The organism is Lederbergia citri (genome assembly GCF_018343625.1).
Classification (GTDB): Bacteria; Bacillota; Bacilli; order Bacillales; family Bacillaceae_C; genus Lederbergia; species Lederbergia citri.
This window is the reverse complement of sequence record NZ_JAGYPG010000002.1, coordinates 1,429,304-1,450,542: the sequence shown is the minus strand read 5'-3', so window position 1 is coordinate 1,450,542 and position 21,239 is coordinate 1,429,304. Positions and strand designations below refer to the sequence as shown.

19 protein-coding genes and 1 tRNA gene are annotated in these 21,239 nt (G+C 38.2%); 15 read left to right on the top strand and 5 right to left on the bottom strand.

The window, feature by feature from the left end; genetic code table 11:
- Positions 1 to 155: 155 nt before the first annotated feature.
- From KHA97_RS15530 to KHA97_RS15520, 3 genes are all read left to right on the top strand, one after another.
- The gene (locus tag KHA97_RS15530) at positions 156 to 590 is read left to right on the top strand and encodes a YciI family protein (protein WP_213125606.1); all 435 of its coding nucleotides are present in this window, start codon (positions 156 to 158) and stop codon (positions 588 to 590) included.
- 2 nt (positions 591 to 592) lie between these two features.
- Complete coding sequence (locus KHA97_RS15525) at positions 593 to 1,852, top strand: RNA polymerase sigma factor (protein ID WP_233713590.1); 1,260 nt, start codon at positions 593 to 595, stop codon at positions 1,850 to 1,852.
- 289 nt (positions 1,853 to 2,141) lie between these two features.
- Positions 2,142 to 3,158, top strand: coding sequence for a leucine-rich repeat domain-containing protein (locus tag KHA97_RS15520; protein ID WP_213125604.1), 1,017 nt, complete (start codon positions 2,142 to 2,144; stop codon positions 3,156 to 3,158).
- Positions 3,159 to 3,217: 59 nt separating this feature from the next.
- Here the strand turns inward: KHA97_RS15520 and KHA97_RS15515 are convergent, their stop codons facing one another.
- Positions 3,218 to 3,904: a lysophospholipid acyltransferase family protein gene (locus tag KHA97_RS15515; RefSeq protein WP_233713501.1), complete on the bottom strand. Its 687-nt coding sequence runs from the start codon at positions 3,902 to 3,904 to the stop codon at positions 3,218 to 3,220.
- Positions 3,901 to 4,632 carry a glycosyltransferase family 2 protein gene (locus tag KHA97_RS15510; RefSeq protein WP_213125603.1) on the bottom strand — a complete coding sequence of 244 codons (732 nt, stop codon included), beginning with the start codon at positions 4,630 to 4,632 and terminating at the stop codon, positions 3,901 to 3,903. Before KHA97_RS15510 ends, KHA97_RS15515 begins: the two co-directional genes overlap by 4 nt.
- Positions 4,633 to 5,097: 465 nt before the next feature.
- On the opposite strand from KHA97_RS15510, the gene KHA97_RS15505 reads away from it, so the two are divergent.
- The 7 genes from KHA97_RS15505 (at position 5,098) to KHA97_RS15475 (ending at position 12,669) form a co-directional block, all read left to right on the top strand.
- A tRNA-Phe gene (locus KHA97_RS15505) sits at positions 5,098 to 5,173 on the top strand.
- Between the two features lie 430 nt (positions 5,174 to 5,603).
- Positions 5,604 to 7,040, top strand: a complete 1,437-nt coding sequence (locus KHA97_RS15500; RefSeq protein WP_213125602.1) for a M23 family metallopeptidase — start codon at positions 5,604 to 5,606, stop codon at positions 7,038 to 7,040.
- A gap of 160 nt (positions 7,041 to 7,200) precedes the next feature.
- Complete coding sequence (yycF, locus tag KHA97_RS15495; protein WP_213125601.1) at positions 7,201 to 7,908, top strand: response regulator YycF; 708 nt, start codon at positions 7,201 to 7,203, stop codon at positions 7,906 to 7,908.
- A 4-nt stretch (positions 7,909 to 7,912) separates the two neighbouring features.
- Entirely contained in the window at positions 7,913 to 9,736 is a 1,824-nt protein-coding gene (gene walK, locus KHA97_RS15490) for a cell wall metabolism sensor histidine kinase WalK (RefSeq protein ID WP_213125600.1), read from the top strand.
- Positions 9,733 to 11,082: a YycH family regulatory protein gene (locus KHA97_RS15485; RefSeq protein ID WP_213125599.1), complete on the top strand. Its 1,350-nt coding sequence runs from the start codon at positions 9,733 to 9,735 to the stop codon at positions 11,080 to 11,082. Before walK ends, KHA97_RS15485 begins: the two co-directional genes overlap by 4 nt.
- Complete coding sequence (locus tag KHA97_RS15480; RefSeq protein WP_213125598.1) at positions 11,069 to 11,869, top strand: two-component system regulatory protein YycI; 801 nt, start codon at positions 11,069 to 11,071, stop codon at positions 11,867 to 11,869. Before KHA97_RS15485 ends, KHA97_RS15480 begins: the two co-directional genes overlap by 14 nt.
- A gap of 5 nt (positions 11,870 to 11,874) precedes the next feature.
- On the top strand, positions 11,875 to 12,669 hold the full coding sequence (locus KHA97_RS15475; protein WP_213125597.1) for an MBL fold metallo-hydrolase: 795 nt from the start codon (positions 11,875 to 11,877) through the stop codon (positions 12,667 to 12,669).
- 414 nt (positions 12,670 to 13,083) lie between these two features.
- Here the strand turns inward: KHA97_RS15475 and KHA97_RS24485 are convergent, their stop codons facing one another.
- The gene (locus KHA97_RS24485; protein WP_213125596.1) at positions 13,084 to 15,051 is read right to left on the bottom strand and encodes a LuxR C-terminal-related transcriptional regulator; all 1,968 of its coding nucleotides are present in this window, start codon (positions 15,049 to 15,051) and stop codon (positions 13,084 to 13,086) included.
- A gap of 107 nt (positions 15,052 to 15,158) precedes the next feature.
- Here KHA97_RS24485 and KHA97_RS15465 point away from each other — a divergent pair, with 107 nt between their 5' ends.
- From KHA97_RS15465 to KHA97_RS15455, 3 genes are all read left to right on the top strand, one after another.
- Complete coding sequence (locus tag KHA97_RS15465; RefSeq protein WP_213125595.1) at positions 15,159 to 15,878, top strand: hypothetical protein; 720 nt, start codon at positions 15,159 to 15,161, stop codon at positions 15,876 to 15,878.
- Positions 15,879 to 16,187: 309 nt separating this feature from the next.
- Positions 16,188 to 17,108, top strand: coding sequence for a phosphotransferase (locus KHA97_RS15460; protein WP_213125593.1), 921 nt, complete (start codon positions 16,188 to 16,190; stop codon positions 17,106 to 17,108).
- A 240-nt stretch (positions 17,109 to 17,348) separates the two neighbouring features.
- On the top strand, positions 17,349 to 17,588 hold the full coding sequence (locus tag KHA97_RS15455) for a hypothetical protein (RefSeq protein WP_233713586.1): 240 nt from the start codon (positions 17,349 to 17,351) through the stop codon (positions 17,586 to 17,588).
- Between the two features lie 99 nt (positions 17,589 to 17,687).
- Here KHA97_RS15455 and KHA97_RS24655 read toward each other — a convergent pair whose 3' ends face one another.
- Both KHA97_RS24655 and KHA97_RS15445 read right to left on the bottom strand, forming a co-directional pair.
- Positions 17,688 to 17,822 carry a Spo0E family sporulation regulatory protein-aspartic acid phosphatase gene (locus tag KHA97_RS24655; RefSeq protein WP_213125811.1) on the bottom strand — a complete coding sequence of 45 codons (135 nt, stop codon included), beginning with the start codon at positions 17,820 to 17,822 and terminating at the stop codon, positions 17,688 to 17,690.
- A gap of 258 nt (positions 17,823 to 18,080) precedes the next feature.
- Positions 18,081 to 19,184, bottom strand: coding sequence for a nitric oxide synthase oxygenase (locus KHA97_RS15445; protein WP_233713500.1), 1,104 nt, complete (start codon positions 19,182 to 19,184; stop codon positions 18,081 to 18,083).
- 352 nt (positions 19,185 to 19,536) lie between these two features.
- Here KHA97_RS15445 and KHA97_RS15440 point away from each other — a divergent pair, with 352 nt between their 5' ends.
- Positions 19,537 to 20,754, top strand: a complete 1,218-nt coding sequence (locus KHA97_RS15440; protein ID WP_213125590.1) for a S1C family serine protease — start codon at positions 19,537 to 19,539, stop codon at positions 20,752 to 20,754.
- 171 nt (positions 20,755 to 20,925) lie between these two features.
- Positions 20,926 to 21,084 (top strand): CxxH/CxxC protein, encoded by a 159-nt coding sequence (locus tag KHA97_RS15435; RefSeq protein WP_213125589.1) that lies wholly within the window; start codon positions 20,926 to 20,928, stop codon positions 21,082 to 21,084.
- Positions 21,085 to 21,239 lie beyond the last annotated feature (155 nt).

Sequence of the window (21,239 nt, the reverse complement as noted above, 5' to 3'; positions counted from 1 at the left end):
ATACTAATTATCCTGTTTTTATTTGCAGGAACTTTTTCTATAGAGGAAGAAATTTTAAAATAAATGTTTTAAGTTGTGTCGATTTAGTCTAATTCCGATCGTTGTATAAATAGAAAGAAAACGAAGTTTCAACAAAAAATTAGGAGGCAGTAAGAATGAGATTTATGATGATCGTAAAAGCAACGTCAGAAACAGAGGCAGGAGTACTGCCGAGCCAGGAACTTATCGATGCGATGATGAAGTATAACGAGGAATTGGTAAAAGCAGGAGTTTTACTGGCCGGAGATGGTTTACATCCAAGTTCTAAGGGAATCAGAATTTCTTATCCAGAACCAGGTGGCAGTCCCAAAATTGTAGACGGACCTTTTACTGAAACGAAAGAGTTAATCGCAGGTTATTATTTAATTGATGTTAAATCTAGGGAAGAGGCGATTGAATGGGCACTGCGCATGCCGGATGCCCCCGGAGTTGAACAGGGCGAGATAGAGTTAAGGCAGGTTTTTGAAGCGGCGGATTTAACGGACAATCCTGAATTGATAGCGAAAGAAGAAGCATTACGCAAACAAGTTGAGGAGCAAAATCAAAAGTGACAATGCCTGATACTAAAAGAAAGATTGATGCCATATGGCGGATGGAATCAGCGAAGCTTATTGCTGCTTTAACACGAATGGTTCGGGATGTGGGTTTGGCTGAAGACCTGGCGCACGATGCCTTGGTGACCGCGCTTGAGCGATGGCCAGAGACAGGTATTCCAGAAAAACCTGGTGCATGGTTGATGACTACGGCAAAAAGGCGTGCGATAGATTTTTTACGCAGAAATAAGCTGCGTGATCAGAAGTATGCAGAATTGGCCTATAACCGGGATTTATATACAGAGGATGACGTAGACCCAGCAATAGACAAGGAGATTGATGACGATCTCCTTCGTCTCATTTTTATGACATGCCATCCAGTACTTTCACAAGAAGCAAGAGTCGCCTTGACATTGCGTTTACTTTGCGGTCTTACAACGGATGAAATAGCTCGTTCATTCATTACATCTGAATCAACCATTGCTCAAAGGATTGTCAGAGCGAAAAGGACCCTTCGTTCTGCTAACATACCTTTCGAGGTGCCAACAGGTGAGGAATTAAATGCCCGTCTGTCAGCAGTGCTTAAAGTCATTTACATAATGTTTAATGAAGGATATTCGGCTACCTCCGGGGACGACTGGATTCGTCCGCTTCTTTGTCAGGAAGCACTCAGGCTAGGGAGGATCATCGCTGAGATCATTCCGGATGAACCAGAAGTCCACGGATTAGTTGCCTTAATGGAGCTCCAATCTTCGCGGCTTAAAACCCGTGTTAGCCCCACGGGAGAACCCATATTGCTAATGGATCAAAACCGTGCGAAGTGGGATCAGTTGCTTATTCGCCGTGGATTAGCGGCGCTAGAACGCAGCCAAAAACTTGGACGTACTCTTGGTCCATATACGTTGCAGGCTGCCATTTCTGCATGCCATGCTCAGGCGCGTACGGCAGAGGAAACGAATTGGACTCGCATTGTCGCACTATACGAAGCGTTAGCGATGGTCATGCTCTCTCCAATCGTTGAATTAAACCGAGCGGTCGCGATATCGATGGCATTTGGTCCGGCCTATGGATTGCAAATTGTCGACGAGATAAGTACGGAGCCTTCATTAAAGGAATACCATCTCTTGCCGAGCATACGAGGGGATTTTCTGATGAAGCTGGGACGATTCGAGGAAGCTCGTACAGAATTTGAAAAGGCTGCGTCGATGACTCGGAATGTCCGCGAGCAGGAGCTTTTATTGAAACGAGCTGCTGAGTGTGAATCCGACGAAAAACGTTAAGTATCCCCACATATCGAGGCCAACTTATTCAAGTTGTCCTTTATTTTTTGGAGGATTGCTTTTCTTTCTGGAAGAAAGTCTTCCTCACCTATTAGACGAAGCATGTGGTACCGGGATGAATAAAAAAACAAGAGGAGAGAGATTATTTCTAAACCTGCTTTTCGGTATATTTCACGTTCACCGCATGTAATGACAAGGCTCATAATGGATGTAAGTATTGAAAATATACTAGAAAAATAGTAATATTTTACATGGAAAAACTTTACTATACACCAGGGGGTCTTACAACATGAAGCAATTCAAATTTTTAATGATCGCAATTATAAGTACGATTTTTCTAAGTACAGGTTGTGGCAATACGTCAAAAGATGCAACTACAGAAAAAGTGGAGTCTAGTAAGAATCATACCGTTGATAAAGAAACAAAACCTGCTCTAAAAAAAGAAATTATTAATAATAGTGTTATCAAGGATCAAGTGCTAAGAGAGTTGATCTTTGCAGACTTTTCATCGGGTGAAGGAGAAGAAATGGATCCTACATTCCCAACAAAACACGATTTAGCTAGTCTCACTGAATTATCCTATAATGGTAAAAAGAAAAAAAGAAAAATACAAAGTTTAGAAGGACTCGAGTATGCGGTTAATTTAGAAGAACTAGACTTTAGGAATAATGCGATTGAAGATTTTTCACCGTTAAAAAATTTAGAATTACTATATAAATTGGATCTTTCGAACAATCAAATTGAGAATATAGAACCTTTAAAAGACATACCAAATTTAGGTGAAGTCAATCTTAATAAAAATAAAATTAAAGATATAACACCTTTGCAGGTGGTGCCAATAGGTATAGGACGTGTAGAATTTGATGATAATTTAATAGAGGAAATCCCTTTAAATATTCCTCTTTTTAAATATACAGGGTTGGAATTAATATTTTCGAATAACCAAATTAAAAATATTGCAGGTTTAAGTGAACTTGAAGAAATCGGTTATTTGGATCTTTCAAATAATTTAATTGAAGATATTTCTCCGTTACAAAATGTAAAAACCTCCTATGAGGGATTCATTGATCTTTCTAATAATAAAATTAAAACTTTACCTTCCTTACAGGGGATTCAACAGGCAAATACGCTAAATCTTTCAAATAATCAAATTCAAGATGTTTCTCCTTTAAAAAACATTGAAGTATCTGAACTCCATCTTGAAGGGAATCCAGTTGAAGAGATTTCTCCATTAGAGAATACTATGATTTATTCAGTATATATAGACGGCAAAACAATCTTTCAAGAAGATATAGGAGATTATTAAGGAATCTTAAATTCTTGTAAAAATGAACACCTAAAGATCAAAATCACAACTATAAAAAGTCAAGTATCCCCACATATAGAGGCCAACTTATTCAAGTTGTCCTTTATTTTTTGGAGGACCACTCTTCTTTCTGAAAGAAAGTCTTCCTTACCAGAAAAAATAATTTTCTCTCCTGTAATGATCAAACGACTTCTTTTACTCGCGTAGAGAGGCACAAAACAAACATGCTGACCCGTTTTTCGATAATAATATTTTTCCAAATAGAGAAACCCATCGTACATATTCTTCGTTTCAGAAGATGCATCCTGATAATCAATATCTGGAAAAATGACAATGCTTTCTCCTTTTTGCAGTACGTCTACACTTAACTCGATCGTTTTTATTATTTTTTTTGATCCCCGATAAACAGGAATACTGCGTCCGGAGGTTAATAGTTTAGAGATGCAAAAAGAAATCGGCCAGGCAATTAGTTTGGCCAGCATCCGATTCCACCCGAATCTTTTCGTAAAAGTATAGTCTGCATAATGCTTGAAGCAAGTTTTCTGATTCATAAATACATCAAGAATCCATGCGTGAAGATGTTGTGGAAACGAAAGAAGAATGATAAAAGGCCCGAAGAGGTTTTGGTGATGGGCAATATAGACGGTCGGCTCTTTGCTAGTTGTAGGGGCAAAAACAGAATATCTCCGATAAAAAATACGGATGAAGGCTCGCACAAAACGAAAAAATGGTCCGTAAAATCTCAAGATCTTTTCCACCTATCTATTATTTGTTCCTTGAAAGGGAATAGCCCTCGAATCATGTTTTTTAAAATTCTCCAAGAATCGATTCCAGGTTGAAAATGAGAGCTGGCATTTTGATCAAAATACAAAGTTTGGATAGGGATTTCATAGATGTTAAGCCCTCTTTTAACCGCATTGATCAGCATATTGATTTCATATTCGTAGCGCTCTCCTTTTAGCTTAACAATCCAACGTAGTTCCTTCTTCGGAATTCCTCTTAAACCTGTTTGAGTATCCTTGAGCCTCCTTCTAAAAAGGAGATGAAAAATAAAGCTAGTCACCCTATTTCCAAGATTACTTCGAGCAGGAACATCAGAATCGTTAAAATTACGAACCCCCAATATGAGTCCTTGATCGATATTTGTTAATGTCTTTGCTATTTTACAAACATCTTCAATGGAATGTTGACCATCTGCATCAACTGTGATGACGCCTGAAAAGGATAGATTTTGTTCCAAAAGATAGCGAAAGGCTGTTTTCAACGCTCTTCCTTTTCCTTTATTGATAGGGTGTGTCAACACTTTGCATTCTTCAATTCTACTTAAACGCATGAAGATAGGCGTCAACTCTTCAAAGCTACCATCATTGACGACAATGATTTGGGGAAAGCCTTCTTTTAGTAAAGACTGTACATACTCAAGCAAATCTTCGGTTGGGTTCAGTGCTGGTATTACGATTGCACAATTATTCATTTCGCAACCCCGTTTCAAAGATAAAAATAGAAGATAATAGTCTTTTCCCTTATTATCATCATATGAACATCGAGGAGCAGTTAGACTAAAGGCGTAGAATGATAGATGCAAAAAATAGGATAAAAGAATCAGGATAATAGTTTTGTCGAAAGTGAGAAATTTTTGTCGTAAAATGTTGTCTACTATTAAAAGTTTATGATAATATTATTTTTATCATCTCTAAAAGTAACGAAATTGGTTAAATGTAGTAACAACCTATCGAATATTTCCGGGTTTGGAAGTACTCTTAGAAGAGTATAAAAGGAGTAAAGAGTAAATTTTTGGTAGTTCAGTTGGTAGAGCACGGAGGTAAACATCCCTGATTCCGTTAAGCAGCCGTATCCAACGAATCCCCTCTTGCCTAACCCCACTGAGTTGGGGACGAAGGACAATCGGATCAACGTAAGCGGAACTAAAACTTAATATGGCTCGGTAGCTCAGTCGGTAGAGCAAAGGACTGAAAATCCTTGTGTCGGCGGTTCGATTCCGTCCCGAGCCACCATTCCCACAAAAAGTATTGCGATGACGTAGCCTCTCGTGGTGCTTTTTTTTCGTTTGGTGGAAAATGTAATAAAAACGTTACTACAAATATCATAAGAAAAAACTGGATAAAGCCAATGTCATGTCTAAAAACACATTGTCGTAACAATTTTGTAATATAAATTACTTAGGAATGTAACATGACGAAAAATTCAGTTATTTAACTATAAAAATGTGTAAGGTCTTGTGAATAAAGGGTTTGTTGGCTCTATATTCATGCTTTCTCCACCTGAAATGACAACATTTATACAATTATATTACATTGTTTCACATTGTCTCATTTTGAAAGATTTATATGTTAAAGTAAAAAGCAGTAAACTGACTCTGCAACTAAATACCTACTATACATACTAAAAAATGATGCAGGAAGTTAATTTTTAGGGGGAAAACAAATGAATAAGGGAGTTAATCAGCTGCCCAGGAAGAGCGCAACATCTAGGCTTTTGCTGAAATGCATGGTGTTTCTGTGCGCTTTTATGATGATCTCATCATCTGTTGCTGCTGAGACAAAACTCGAAACAGTATTTCACGTGTATATGGACGACCAATATGTAGGAACAGTGTCGAATAAAAGCGTAATCGAAAATGCTGTCGAAAAACTAATTCACGCACAACAAGATAATTATAAGGACTTCAACTTACAACTAGGAAACAAACTTACATATATATCTGAGCAAGTATTTCGATCAAATGCAGATAACAATGCCGTCCTTAAACAAGTTGAAGAATTGGCGACTGTCAAAGCTGCCGCTACAGCTGTTATGGTAGATGGTAAAGCGATCGCCTATGTCAAAGACAGCAAAGACGCGGAGCAGGTTATTAACGAGTTAAAACTGCAATACGTTTCTGCGAAAGACTTATCCTTCGTAAACATGCTAGAGGCTTCAAAAGAAAAACTTCCAGAAATTAAAAAAGACGAAACTCGTGTACTGAATGTTGCGATTGAGGAACCATTCTTTTTCAAAGAGGAAAAAGCGGATCCGAAAAACGTCTTATCTTATGAAGATGCAGTGAAACTCTTGCAAAAAGGGACGCTTGAAGAGAAAAAGCATGTCGTCGAAAAAGGCGAGGCGCTTGAACTCATTGCGGAAAAATATGACTTGACCTTGAAACAGTTGAAAGAACTGAATAAAGGGATTACGGAAGATTCCATCCTTCAAATTGGGCAAGAATTGAATACAGTTGTAACGAAACCACTTCTTCATGTCGTCGTAGAGCGCGAGAAATACCAAGAAGATACCGTTCCGTTTGAAAGAGAAGTCGTTGAAGACAACTCAATGCCAAAAGGCGAAACGAAGATTAAGCAAGAAGGTAAGAGCGGGAAAACCGCATTTGTTTATAAAGTCAAAGAAGTTAATGGTCAACAGACGAATAAAGAAGTAATCAAAGAAACAGTGCTTGAAAATCCTGTGAAGCAGATTACAATCAAAGGAACAAAAGTGATTCCGTCAAGAGGTACCGGCAAATTTGCATGGCCAACGAATGGCGGATACGTTTCAAGTGGAATGGGTCAACGCTGGGGTACCATGCATAAAGGAATCGACATCGCAAGACCTAGCAACTACACGATCAAAGCAGCCGACAATGGAGTTGTCGTAGAAGCAGGCTGGAATAATGGTGGCTACGGCAATAAAATTGTCATCGACCATCAAAACGGCTACCGTACTGTATATGCTCATCTAAAATCGATTGGTGTATCAGTCGGACAGAGAGTTGAAAAAGGCTCTGCCATAGGCGTGATGGGAAGTACTGGGGATTCAACTGGAACGCATCTTCATTTTGAAGTATATCAAAATGGACAGCTCCGAAATCCACAAAGCTTTTTTTAAAAGCATGATTCAAGAAGCCGAAACATAATTAAAGAGACAGAATCTAAAGGGCAAAGCTTCCTTGGACCTGTCTCTTTTCTTATGCTAAAATTAAAGAGATTAAGTGTAAAATCAGACTACGTTCACATAAATAGATTATTTGTAAAGGGGAAAAGTGGCCATGGATAAAAAGATACTTGTTGTTGACGACGAAAAGCCAATTGCAGACATTCTTCAGTTCAATCTTACAAAAGAAGGTTTTACGGTGCAGTGTGCATATGACGGGGACGAGGCATTGAAGCTCGTTGAAGAATTTAAGCCGGATATGATCTTGCTCGATATCATGCTTCCGAACCGCGACGGCATGGAAGTGTGCAGGGAAGTGCGCAAAAAATACGAAATGCCGATCATCATGTTGACCGCAAAAGATTCGGAAATTGATAAAGTACTGGGGCTTGAGCTTGGTGCGGACGATTATGTGACAAAGCCATTCAGTACGAGGGAATTGATTGCGCGTGTGAAAGCGAATATGCGCCGTCACGCACAGGTTGCTCAGCAATCAGATGAAGACGAAAACAGTGAGATTACCGTTGGGAATTTAACGATCCATCCTAACGCATATGTCGTATCAAAAAATGGGGAGACGATTGAGCTTACCCATCGTGAATTTGAACTCCTTCACTATTTGGCGAAGCACATCGGCCAAGTAATGACAAGGGAGCATTTACTGCAAACCGTATGGGGCTATGATTATTTTGGAGACGTGCGTACAGTTGACGTAACCGTAAGACGTCTACGTGAAAAAATTGAAGATAATCCTAGCCATCCAAACTGGATCGTAACGAGAAGGGGAGTAGGCTACTACTTACGCACACCTGAACAGGAGTAAGCACATGCAAAAAGTAAGCTTTTTCAGGTCGATACACATTAAATTTGTGTTGATCTATGTCTTATTAATCATGATTGCCATGCAGATCATCGGCGTTTATTTTGTCGGAAAGCTAGAAGATCAGCTCGTGGCGAACTTTCAAAAAGGAATAGAAGGCCGCCTGCCATTACTTGAATACAATATTCGTGAAGAAATGGTAAAAGATCGTTCAGCCGAAGACGCCCTTCCGTTAGAAGAAGATATTAAAAAGATTCTCTTCGACTTTTCCGCAAATGATATTTCTGAAGTGCGCATCATTAATAAAAGAAGCGTCATTATTGGGACATCTGAACCGAGCAATGCAGCGCTCGTTGGGCAAAAGTCGACCGATATTTTGGTAAAAAGAACACTCGAGGGAGAAGTAGAAGATAAAATCTACTTTGATAAACATTCCGAAGGTCGTATTTGGGTGTTGACCTCTCCAATCAAACAAGCCGGCGAAGTAATTGGCGCCATTTATATTGTTGCCAACATCGAGACTGTCTTCCAACAAATGGATGAAATCAATAGCATCTTTATAACAGGAACTGTTATTGCGATGTTCATTACGGCGATTCTTGGGATAGTGCTCGCAAGAATGATTACACGACCGATTTCTGATATGAGGCGGCAAGCGACCGCAATGGCAAAAGGGAACTTCTCGAGAAAGGTCCGAGTGTACGGGAACGACGAGATTGGACAACTCGCTTATTCCTTTAATAACTTGACGAAAAAATTGCAGGAATCGCAGGCGATGACTGAAGGAGAGAGGCGTAAGCTTTTATCCGTGCTCTCGTATATGACGGACGGGGTTATTGCGACAGACCGGAAAGGAAAGGTCATTTTAATCAATGAACGAGCGGCTGAAATGCTGGACGTTTCACGTGAAACAGTCATTTCTCAACCGATCACAGAACTGCTCGATCTAAACGAAGATTATACGTTTGAGGAGCTGCTTGAGGAAAAAGAATCACTTATCCTAGATTACAGCACTCCTGAAAACCATTTAATTTTACGGGCTAATATGTCCGTCATTCAGCGCGAAACCGGATTTGTGAACGGACTAATTGTTGTACTTCATGACGTAACGGAGCAGGAAAAGCTGGATGCGGAGCGCAGGGACTTCGTTTCGAACGTATCCCATGAATTGCGGACTCCACTAACGACAATGAGAAGTTATTTAGAGGCGTTAAAAGATGGAGCGATGAAAGATGATTCGCTCGGACCTCGATTCTTAAGCATCACGCAGCTTGAAACGGAACGAATGATTCGCCTCGTTAATGATTTATTGCAGCTTTCCAAGATGGATAGAAGAAATTTTGACATTCACCCGACATGGGTCGATTTCGTCACATTCTTCAATTACATCATCGATCGCTTTGAAATGACGAAGGAGCGCAATGTAAATTTCCGAAGACTATTTCCTAAAGAAGCCGTTTTTGTGGAAATTGATGAGGACAAGCTTACACAAGTTATTGATAACATCATCTCTAATGCGCTGAAGTATTCGCCAGAAGGAGGCACCATCACCTTCCGGATAAAAGTACTGGATGACAAAATTGAAGTTAGCATCAGTGACCAAGGAATTGGAATTCCAAAAGAAAATATACAAAAAGTCTTTGAACGTTTTTATCGCGTTGACCGCGCAAGGACGAGACAGCTTGGAGGAACTGGTCTAGGTCTGGCCATCGCGAAAGAAATGATAGGAGCCCATGGGGGCGATATTTGGGCGAAGAGCAAGGAAGGAAAAGGGACGACGATTTTATTCACCCTGCCTTATGACCCTGGACAAGAGGATGATTGGCTGTGAGATATGAAACAGTTAAGTCAATAGCGTTGACCGTGCTCGTAGCTTTAAGTATCTTTCTGACTTGGAGTTTATGGACATACAAGCCTAAATACGAGTTTCCGGACACGAAATACGTCCATAAAATCTCGATTGCGGATCAAAAGGATGCTGCACAACTCATCAAGCCGATAAAGGTGCTTTTTGACATAGATGATGAGGTTTTTGGAACAGTGTACGATGAGGATATTAATAGCATATTATCACAAATGAGCACGTGGAACATTTATAACCTTGGTGGTGCGAGAATCCTCAATCCGGAAAAAATAGAGGAATTATCACATCCAGATAAGGGTAATCGGGTTGAAATTACGTTTCCCGATTTAGTCCCTTTTGATTTGTATAAAGGGATCCTCCATTTTGAAGGGGATGTACTTCCGAACGCATCTTTTGATCGAATTGTCATTGACTTAGATGGTGATGGAAAAGGTGGTTCGTCTGTTTCCTTTATCTCGACAAGTGAAGGGCGAGAATACAAAAGCAATGTGAATGCAGAAAGAGTTGCTACACTACTGAACGACACGAGAGCAAAAAAGAATGTATACGACGAATACACAGCCATGGAAATAAAAGGACCAGAAGAGAAAATGCGGACGATTTATGTAACAGCCAAAGAAAAACAAATGTCCATCAATCAATATGCAATAGAGTATTTCAGCCCTGAAAAATTTAAAGCTGCCTTATTTCGAGATCCAGCGAAAGTGAGAAGAGACGACATACATTCTGCTGGAGAAAAATATACAGATGACAGAAGTCTCATGAATGTGGATTTTACAACGAATATGATTGAGTATATTAATCCAGGAATGGAGACCGTTACTGAAACTCCTTACAGCAATAGTGATGTCTTGAAAAGAAGCATTGATTTTGTCAATGAGCATTGGGGCTGGACGGGTAATTATCGCTACTTTAATATGTCCTTGTATGAAAAGAAAACGATCTTTCAATTATTTAAAAATAATTTCCCCATTTTCAACGAGCAAGGGATGACAAGTATTCTCCTAAATTGGGGGAACGAAGAAATTTACCGTTATAAGCGTCCTTATTTCTCGATTAAAGTAAACATAGAATTACCAGGAAGAATAGAAAAAGTGCTACCTTCTGGTGAATCGGTATTGAATAAATTACTAAAGGATCCAAATTTCAAACCCGAAATGTTTGAGTCGATGCTAATTGGCTATAAACTCTCGAAGAGCACCGAACTTACAGATGTAATTGATCTTGAACCTTCCTGGTATTACCTCTATGGTGGTTCTTGGATTCGTTATGATCTGGATGACAAGAGGGGGGATATGGGTGGATTGGAATAGAATAAAATCAATTTTTATTATCGCATTCCTCATCCTTGATATTTTCCTCTTTTCTCAGCTAATGACAAAGACTAGGCAATTTGAAATGAAAAGTGACGCATCAGTAGAAGAAAATTTAAAAGCGGACATTCAATACAATAACCTGCCGAAGGATGTCGTGAAAGATCATTACATGAGCGCCAATACAAAGGTCTTTACAAACGAAGAACTAGCGAAAATAGAAGATAAAATCGAGATTACGGAAGATGGAGCCACAATTCATGTGATACTCAATAAGCCAATTGTCGTTAATGAAAAACAGGACTTTATTGAATTAAATGATTTTGTTTATTCCCATGTCCTTAACGGTGAAAATTATAGCTTTTGGAAGTATGATAAAGAAGAAAAAACCGTTACGTATTATCAAAAAATAGACGGTAAAGTGTTATTTATGAATCAAAGTGGCCATCTTGTTTTTGAAGTAAATGATGCTGGAGAAGCCATTTCATATGACCAAACAATGCTCACCTCATTCGATCCGATTAGCGACAATGAAGAAGTGTATCCGGCATTGAAAGCATTAGAAGCCCTTTATTCAAAAGGAGCCTTAAAATCTGGCGCCAAAGTGGAGGCGGAGCTAGGCTATCATACACTAGTCAATATGGAAGCGACACAAGTATTAACCCCGACTTGGCATTTTCTCGTAAAAAATAAGGACGGTTCAGTCGAAAATTTACTCGTAAATGCTTTCGAAGGGCAAATCATCCAAGCACAACAACAAACGAATGAGAAAACAAAAATGGAGTGAACTGAATGTCAATGCAATTCAGTGTGCTGGCGAGCGGCAGTTCCGGCAATGCCATTTATATTGAAACGGAAAACCATTCCTTCTTAGTCGATGCGGGTTTGAGCGGCAAGCAAATGGACAAGCTCTTTCAAGAAATCGACCGCGACCCGGCGAAGTTGAATGGAATTCTCGTCACACATGAACATAGTGATCATATAAAAGGGCTAGGTGTCATGGCCCGTAAATATAAACTACCAATCTATGCAAATGAGAGAACATGGCAGGCGATGGACGGCATGATTGGAGAAATTAAAGTAGAGCAGAAATTTGTATTCGGAATGGAAACGGTGAAAACATTCGGCGGACTCGATATTGAGTCATTTGGCGTCTCGCATGATGCAGCAGAACCGATGTTTTACATATTTCGTTCAGGCGGAAAAAAACTCGTACTGATTACCGATACAGGATATGTTAGCGACCGCATGAAAGGACTTATTTCCAATGCGGATATGTATGTATTTGAAAGCAACCATGATATTCAAATGCTACAAATGGGCAGATATCCATGGAGTGTAAAACGAAGAATATTAAGCGATGTCGGGCATGTGTCGAATGAAGATGCAGCGCTTGCGATGAGTGACGTCATTGGCGATAAGACAAAGCGGATTTACCTTGCGCATTTAAGTCGTGATAATAATATGAAGGATCTTGCACGGATGAGCGTGCAGCAGACGTTGGAAGCGAAAGATATGCCGGTTGGGAAGCAGTTTGAGCTGTTTGATACGGATCCGTCTGTGCCAACGGTGTTAACAGCTGTTTAGATAAGGCAAGATGAAGAAAAGAATGAAGACATTCGAGTAATTTGCGGATGAATTCGTTCTTTTTTATTTTAGAATGTTTTCTTACTTGGACGTTGATTTCCGCTTCAGGCGGCTCGCTTTCCGCGGGGAGTTAGGGAGCCTCCTCGGCACTGCGTGCCTGTGGGGTCTCTCGTATACTCTTTTTCCCGCAGGAGTCTCGCCACCTTCCGCTGCAATCAACTTGTACCAAAATCAAACTATAAGTTTTACAAAGAGTGTATCTAAAAAACAGTCCACGTTACTGTGAGACCGTCCATTTCCATACTAAATATATATACTAATACCTTTATTAATTAGAGAACCCTAAATCAATTGAATACCAACTAAAAAAGTTGAAATTGAAAATATTAAGAGGGAAAAATCATTTAAAGTTCCTTAACTCTGCAGCATTAGGTGTATAAACTGTGCTCTGTTCTTAACGCCAGTCTTTTGAAATATATTTCCAATGTGTTTTTTAACAGTTACAATGCTAATGTGTAGATCATCTGCAATTTCCTCATTTGTTTTACAACATAATAGTAGATTTGCTACTTCTTGTTCCCGTCTCGTAAAAGAGAATTTGTGAGACCGTGGTAAGGCATACCCCGCCTGTTCCATCTTATTGTCTAAAAAAGAATAAAAATTTTCACCTCGCAAATCTAGTACGAACGTGGAGGCTGGAAAATTCTCGCCGAAATCATAGTGGATGAGATCGGGTATTCGCTGAAAGCCTAACGATTCTAGAACCATGCCAAGTCCAGGGTAAGCAATTGAAGTGACAAGAAAACGATTGGGGCCAATATACGATAAGATGCCTTTTAAAATATCTGAGCGGACTATTTCATCGGTCATAGGAACAATGGAATCAAACATCCGAAGAAACCAATTAGATCCTTGCTTTAAATCAGATTCTGACTTAGAGGCATAATGAAGATAATGTCCAATTACGGGCTGCTCACGTAAATAGTCGATGTACTTATGTATAGGCAACACGATAGATAAACCAATCATCTCCCTATCCTCATTCCTTAGTAATCGAACGCTATCTCCACCAAATTCAAGAAGTTCCTGAGGGCGAATTAGTTCAAATTCATTACAAATTATGGTTAGATGTTGTTCTTCCGTCATACCGTCTAATTCTATTTGTTCTGCCGAAAGAGTTACTGATTGTTTTCGCCTTTGGATATAATCGAGTACTTCCTGGTACATCGACGGATTCATCCATTCAAAATAGTTTGTCGATTGAACTTTGCCTTTAAAATACAGGTCTTGTACATAAGGAACCCCTGTGAAGAAATAAAAATGATAGAACTTCTCGACAAGCCCATCCTGTTGTTTCTTAAAAGAATCCTTTAGTCGATGATAATAATAAAAAGCACATCGTTTTATGTATTCATTGTAAAGGTTCGGCAACCTTCGTTGGAAATTGGTATAAACGGCTTCTCTAACAAGGTCATGGATATACCAGCCTTTTTTCGAAGGTCTACAAAAGGAAAGACTCGTCAGTTGATGGAATAACGATGAGGGAATCTCTTTCTGCAATACATACTCTAAAATCTCTTGATTAAACTGAAACAATAATGAAGAGACGGTAACCAAGTCCTTAAGCTTACTGTCTGGTATGCACTCGTACCAATATCGACTCATCTCGTCAATTACTCCATCATGTACATGCTCAAGTGAAACATATGCGTTTGACTGAATCATAGAAAGGGCTAAGGCAATGGAGAGGGCATGTCCGCGAGTAATTTTCCATATGGTATTACATGTATTAACGTCTAAGTGATGACTCGATAGTAGATTCAAAACCTCTTGGTAGGAAAAAGGCTGAACTTCTTTGAATGTTATTCGCCACTGTGGGTGTAAATCCGTTAACCAATGAGAGGGTAACATCTGCGTACTCGTTATGACTATCCGTACCCGGGGATCTAATTTACTAATAAGATGTAATCGAATGAATACATCCTGAGATAAAATATATTCATAACCGTCTATCGCAAAAACGACAGATTTATTTTTAACGATTCCATTAATAATAGAAGCAGCTCTCTGAAGAGAGTCTATAACCGGTGAATCATGATATTTGTCGTCCTTACCTAAGGTCTGGAACAATTGCTGAACAAATAAGCCTTCGGAATACATTGAATCTTTACCGTTCACCAAAATCCATTCGAAATTCATTCCCTTTGCAATCTTTGCAAATTGGTCCAACAATGTAGTTTTACCTACTCCGCTAATGCCTTGTAGATACAACATGTTCCCAAACTGACGTTTTTCTGGTATCTGCCGCAGGAATTCCTCGAATTGTCTTCGCTCCCGCTTTCTAATCAGATGATAATAATCGTCTACAGCACCTAAGGTCATCCCCTTAACCTCCAGATAAAAAGTATACCTAGGTATAATATTATTCAGAAATATAATGAATTACAATATATTGGAAAATATTTAATAATTATTGGAGGAAGATGCAAATGAAAGTAAGCGAAGAAAAACTGTGGTTACATTTTCTATCGAGGTGGATGTTTGTTTTACCTCTACCCATTCTCCTTTTGTTTCTCTCCATAGGGATATTATTGAGCTCAAGCGGTAATGCCCCTATCGAGTTGGCCTATATGATTGCAGCTTCAAAAGTTCCGCTAGGACTAAGATTGTTAGGACTCGCCCTCAATTTGTTATGGGGGTCAGTTGCGATATTCTTCATTGCATTAGCTCGTCTCTATCGAATTGAATACCCAATCAAAAGCACTTTCTTAGGAGCAATCGGCGTTGGTTTCATCATACCAATGTCAGCCGGAAATCTTCAGTGGACTGTCGCTATGGATATGGCAAATCGGTATATCCATGCTTCAGCTGAACAAAAGGAAATCATCGAACAGATTCAAATGACTGTTTTCCAAATTGTAGAATCAAGGATTGATGTGGCAGATTTATTCTGGGGGTTAGGATTAATCCTATTTTTCCTTATGGCTCGAAAGACCATTCCAATGTTTATTCATGTTTTATATCTTATATCAGCTGCTATCATGCTATTAGCCTATTTATCACTTGTTTTCGGATTCATATTTCCTTTCGCTACCATTCCAGTATTCTGGCTGGTCACTCTTATTGCTCACATCTCTCTTGGAATTGTGTTTCTTAAAAAGAGGAAAGCTACCACTTCCATTGAGATAGCGAATTCCGAAAAGATGTAACAAATGTAAAAAGTTTGATCTAAAAACCTGTTATATAGAGGATTTTTTCTTAATCCGTAAATGGGCCAGATTATTGAATAAACATTTAAAAATCTAAAGCATTATAAAGATATTATTAAGCGAAAAAGCAGGATATTGAGTAAAAGTTTAGAATTAAGATGTGTAATGTTTTTTGGAGTGGAGCGAAATGCTTTTTTACAAGATATTAAGAGATAATAGTTATTTTTTCATGGATTATGTTTGGATTAATCAAAGGTTCGATTTTATTGAAAATGGAAATGGCCACAATATTAAAGGAGACTAATTAAGATGGATAGCAGTATCGAGAGTGCTGAGTTTGAGTGGGTTAAGAATATGATTATAAATAATTTTGAGAACATGAAAATTATTCATATCAAGCATCTTGGTGAGGGCATGATGAGTCGTTGCTATCTGATCAATCATGAGGTCGTATTTCGATTTCCAAAGGAAAAAGACGGAGCTATTGATACAGAAAAAGAAATAAAGGCGTTACCGAACCTAAAAAAACATATTTCACTAAACATACCGGAATTTATTTATTGTGGGAAACAAGATAATGGTTATCCTTTTGTCGGCTATAGATTATTACCAGGAGAGCCCATGGATGAACAACTATTTTGCTCATTACCATCAGAAACAAAGAATAAAATCGCCCATCAAATCGCTGAGTTTATGGATCAGATCAGTTTATACAGTGTTGAACAGGCGAAAAACTTAAAGATACCTGAAAAGAATTTCTATCAATATTACTTAGACATTTTCAATGAGGTGAAGGAAAAAGCCTTTGCTAAAATCAATAAAGATATGCAAATATATATTTCTTATCAATTTGAAACATACCTGAAAAATAAAAACCATTTCACATATTCACCTAAGCTCCTTCATGCTGATTTATCGATGGACCATTTATTATTTGATCAAAAGAGGCAAGAATTAACTGGAATCATCGATTTTGGTGACTTAAAGATTGGTGACCCTGATTATGAATATGTATATTTGTTGGAAGAGTGTGGAGAAGCATTTTCAAAAAAAGTGATGGAACTGAGAGAGGAAGAAAATGTTCAAGAAAAGTACGAAAAGCTCTCCTTTTTCCTGACAGCTGATAACGTTGTACTATTATTGGAAGGTCTAAATAGAAATAATAGAGAGATGTTTGAAGAAGCAGTAGATATCATTCAGTGTGAAATGAAGGCAAAACATATTGGATGACCTTTATTAAAACCGAGATTATTTTCAAATGAAGAAACATATTGTGTGAATACAAAAATGACGATACTGTGCAATAAATTTGAAACGGATATTTATCAATAAGGGCGCAATTCTTGTACAAGGAATTGTGTCTTTTTCAGTTATCCTCGTGATTAAATTAGAAATCCTTTTGTTTGTTACATAGTAACCATTAAAGAATTGGATACTAATTAGAAAGCAAAAAGGAGTGATACTGTGGCTATGTGCCCTATATGTAACTCGTTTAAAGAATTAGAAATATATTGTTCGGAATGTAGTTTTCGATTAGAAGACTCAGGTAAGGTATCTGATTTTTTAGACCCTTACGGTCATTATAATGATCAAGAAACTGTAAAAATGGGTGATGGCTATCCCAATACAGCGAAAGATCAGATTTGCCCTCATTTAATGTACTGTAACAATTGTGGACGTAATGAGGTGGAGTTCGTTCAAGAAGAATAGCTAGTCAAATGAAAATATCTAACAGTTAATGAACACTTCGAAAACAAAACGCATAAAGGTGAGAATCCTCCCCTAGAAGATTTTCAGTATTAAGCATATTTATTCTTTAGATTTTATCAGACGCTCAAAATCATTTAATAATGCATCCAGCTTTTGGCTTGTTTCTATAACTTCCGGGTCTGACAGAAGTTTAGCTTTTGCAAGTTCATTAAGTTGCTTTCTTAAATTTTGAATTTGTTGACTGAGCTATTCAATATGTTTATTCTTCATATTTTTCTCCAAGTTTTTTATCAGTTTCTGTTACAAAGGAAAAAATATGCATGGCTCAGGGGAGATTATCTAATGCAGTACCCGGATGAGTATAAACGGGCATACGACATAAAGAGCGGCGCAGAGAGGGGAGTATCCTCCCCTAAGCAATATTATTCTTTGTCTGGAGTATCTAAACGAAGAACTCAACAGACGAGATAATCATTTTTTGGAACTGTCCGTTTAGTTTGATTGAGGGTCCTTTTGATAAAAGTAGTTTGGAGTTAATATTTCATTGTTATATGGATTATGGAAAATATGAGTTGTTGCAGGTGATAAAGGTGGAATAAGCCATGCCCAATTGCCTGTGATAGGTCGACCATTTTTCATTTCATTTTCTTCAAATTTTTTAAATTGCTTTGCTGCAGTATGATGGTCGACAAGGGTTACACCAGCTTTTTGATAAGAATGTATAACGGCGATATTTAATTCAATTAGAGCTTTGTCTATCCACAGTGATCCATTTTGCTTAGTATCTAATCCCATTATTTTTGCGACTTTTGGTAATAAATTATAGCGGGCTTGATCTGCTAAGTTTCTTGCTCCAATTTCAGTGCCCATATACCAACCATTAAACGGAGCCATCGGGTAATCTATTCCGCCTATCTCTAAACGCATGTCTGAAATAATTGGAACAGCATACCACTTTACACCTAGCTCCTTAAAACTATCAAGTTGTGGGTGAGTTATCGACACTTCTTGAATGATTTCATTGGGAATTTTAAATAATTGAGGTTTTTTCTCTGACTCTTGGATAACTAGAGGAAGAATATCAAAAGGAGTTTTGTTCCCTTGCCATCCCATTTTTTCGCACATTTTGGTCAGCTTGATAGATGTTGAATCACCAATTATTTTATCGCCCTCTTTGTATCCGGCATAACGTAATAATTGATGGTTCCAAATTCTGATGGGATCGGTTCCATTTTTTCGAGGCGCAAAGATCGTAATTGCAGGTCGAATTTTCCCATCATTTGTAGCAAAATCAATATGTTTAACTAATTTTTTATATGCATCTTCTGCTATAAGTACATCTCGTGCATCAAAAACATGTAGGGTATCCCATAGTAATCGTCCAATACAACGATTACTGTTACGCCAAGCCATTTTTGCTCCGTGTGTTAATTCAAAAGTCTTATGAACGTAAGTTCCAGTAACATTTATTTCATTTTTTATTTCTTGAATTCGTTTCAACTTTTTTGTTTCGGGTATTCCGAGTTCATCGTAACAACTTTCTATAAATTGTATTGCTTCAAGTAGTAAATTATTAATTTTAGTAGACTGAACCATTAGTATCAACTCCATACTTCTAGCTTATCATCGATACATGACTGTAATAATGAAATAATTTGTAAATTTATTGAATTATTATTGAGGAAGATTCCAATATCTACACGGAATTAAGTCGATTTTATTGAACAATTCGAAAACAATATGTAGTAGCTTCTTCAATACGAACGGGCAATTTTTAATTAATGATGGACGATTCGATACTATCCAAACGAGTTAACATCTTCTATACACCGATGAAAAGTCTACTCTCTGTTGGCTTAATATTTTGTTATTTCTTCTCAAATTATTATAATATGTATTTATAAAGGCAAACTAAGAGGTATGGAGCTATAGAAAGGGAAGGTGTTTTATGGGATTTTACGATGATCACAACCCAAACCGCTATCGACCGAAACGTGGGAGATCTGGTTTTTTTACTGGATTGATAGGGGGAATTATAGGAGCCTTACTTGTTGCTATTATCTACCCGAATATTTTGGGCAACAAAAACGAAACGGATTTAAATACAGCGCGAATTGAAACGAATCAAGGAACGGAAGATAATAATGTAACGAAAAATCTCTCTCTTGATGTGACGACAGACGTGACGAAAGCGGTTGGAAGTGCGAGTAAAGGAGTGGTCGGAATTACGAATATCCAGTCAGCCAACTTCTGGTCGGGAACAGGTCAAGAACAAGAAGCTGGTGTTGGTTCAGGAGTTATTTATAAAAAGGCCGGGGATGCTGCCTATATTGTAACGAATAACCATGTTGTTGAAGGTGCCACCCAATTGGAAGTAACTTTGCAAGACGGAACGAAGGTAGCCGCTAAGCTAAGAGGGACAGATGTATGGTCTGATTTGGCGGTTGTCGAAATCAGTTCAAAAGGAATCGGAAATGAACAAGTAAATCAATTTGGAGATTCTGATGCATTAAAAATTGGTGAACCTGTGCTTGCAATTGGAAACCCATTAGGACTGCAGTTTTCTGGTTCTGTCACACAAGGAATCGTATCAGGTGTGAATCGTACGGTACCTGTTGACATTAACAATGACGGAATCCCAGATTGGAATGCGGAAGTTATCCAAACGGATGCTGCCATAAACCCTGGGAACAGTGGAGGAGCTTTAATTAATATTGCTGGACAGGTCGTCGGAATCAACTCGATGAAAATTGCCCAAAGCGCCGTTGAAGGAATCGGATTTTCTATTCCGGTCAACTATGTCGTCCCCATTATTAATGATCTTGAGGCATATGGAAAAGTGAAACGTCCTGCGATGGGAGTCACCCTTCGAAACGTAGCTGAAATCTCTGCTTACCATCAGCAGCAAACATTGAAACTGCCTCCTGATGTAACAGAAGGAATTATGATTGAATCGATCGTACCGAATTCCCCTGCTGATAAGGCAGGCTTAAGGGAAATGGATGTCATCGTTCAACTAGATAATGAAAAAGTGGCAGATGTTATAGAACTAAGAAAACATTTATACAACACGAAAAAAGTCGGCGATTCCATGTCAGTCACTTATTATCGAGGTGGAAAGAAAGAACAAGTAACCTTAAAACTGACGGATGAAACACGCATGTAAAGTAGAGAGGAAGCGGGAAAGCGAATGATGGCTTTCTCGCTTTTTCATTTGATGATACAATGAATTGTGGATAAACAAGAGGAAAAATGTGCATAAGGTGGATAACTTTTAAAGAATTGTGGATAGTTACTATATAAAAGTAATGCAAAACAACAGAAAGAAGGAATTAACATGATTTATTGCTGCAAAGAACATGTAGAATTAGCACTGGATGTCATCGTGGATGAATACGAAACATTTCCAATTTTAGAGGAAATAAAAACAGAGGATGGATTATCCACACCCTGTGAATATTGCGAAAATCCAGCTGCATATATTGTGGGGAACTAATATTCGCATACAAAATGTGGATACATTTTGGGGATATGTGGATAACTCCTGTGTATAAGTTGTTTGTAATATGTGTGTAATATGTTTATAACTATAGTTCAGGGTAAGAAGTCCCGAATAATATGTAAATTGGTTAAAGACTTTAGAAAAAGTGT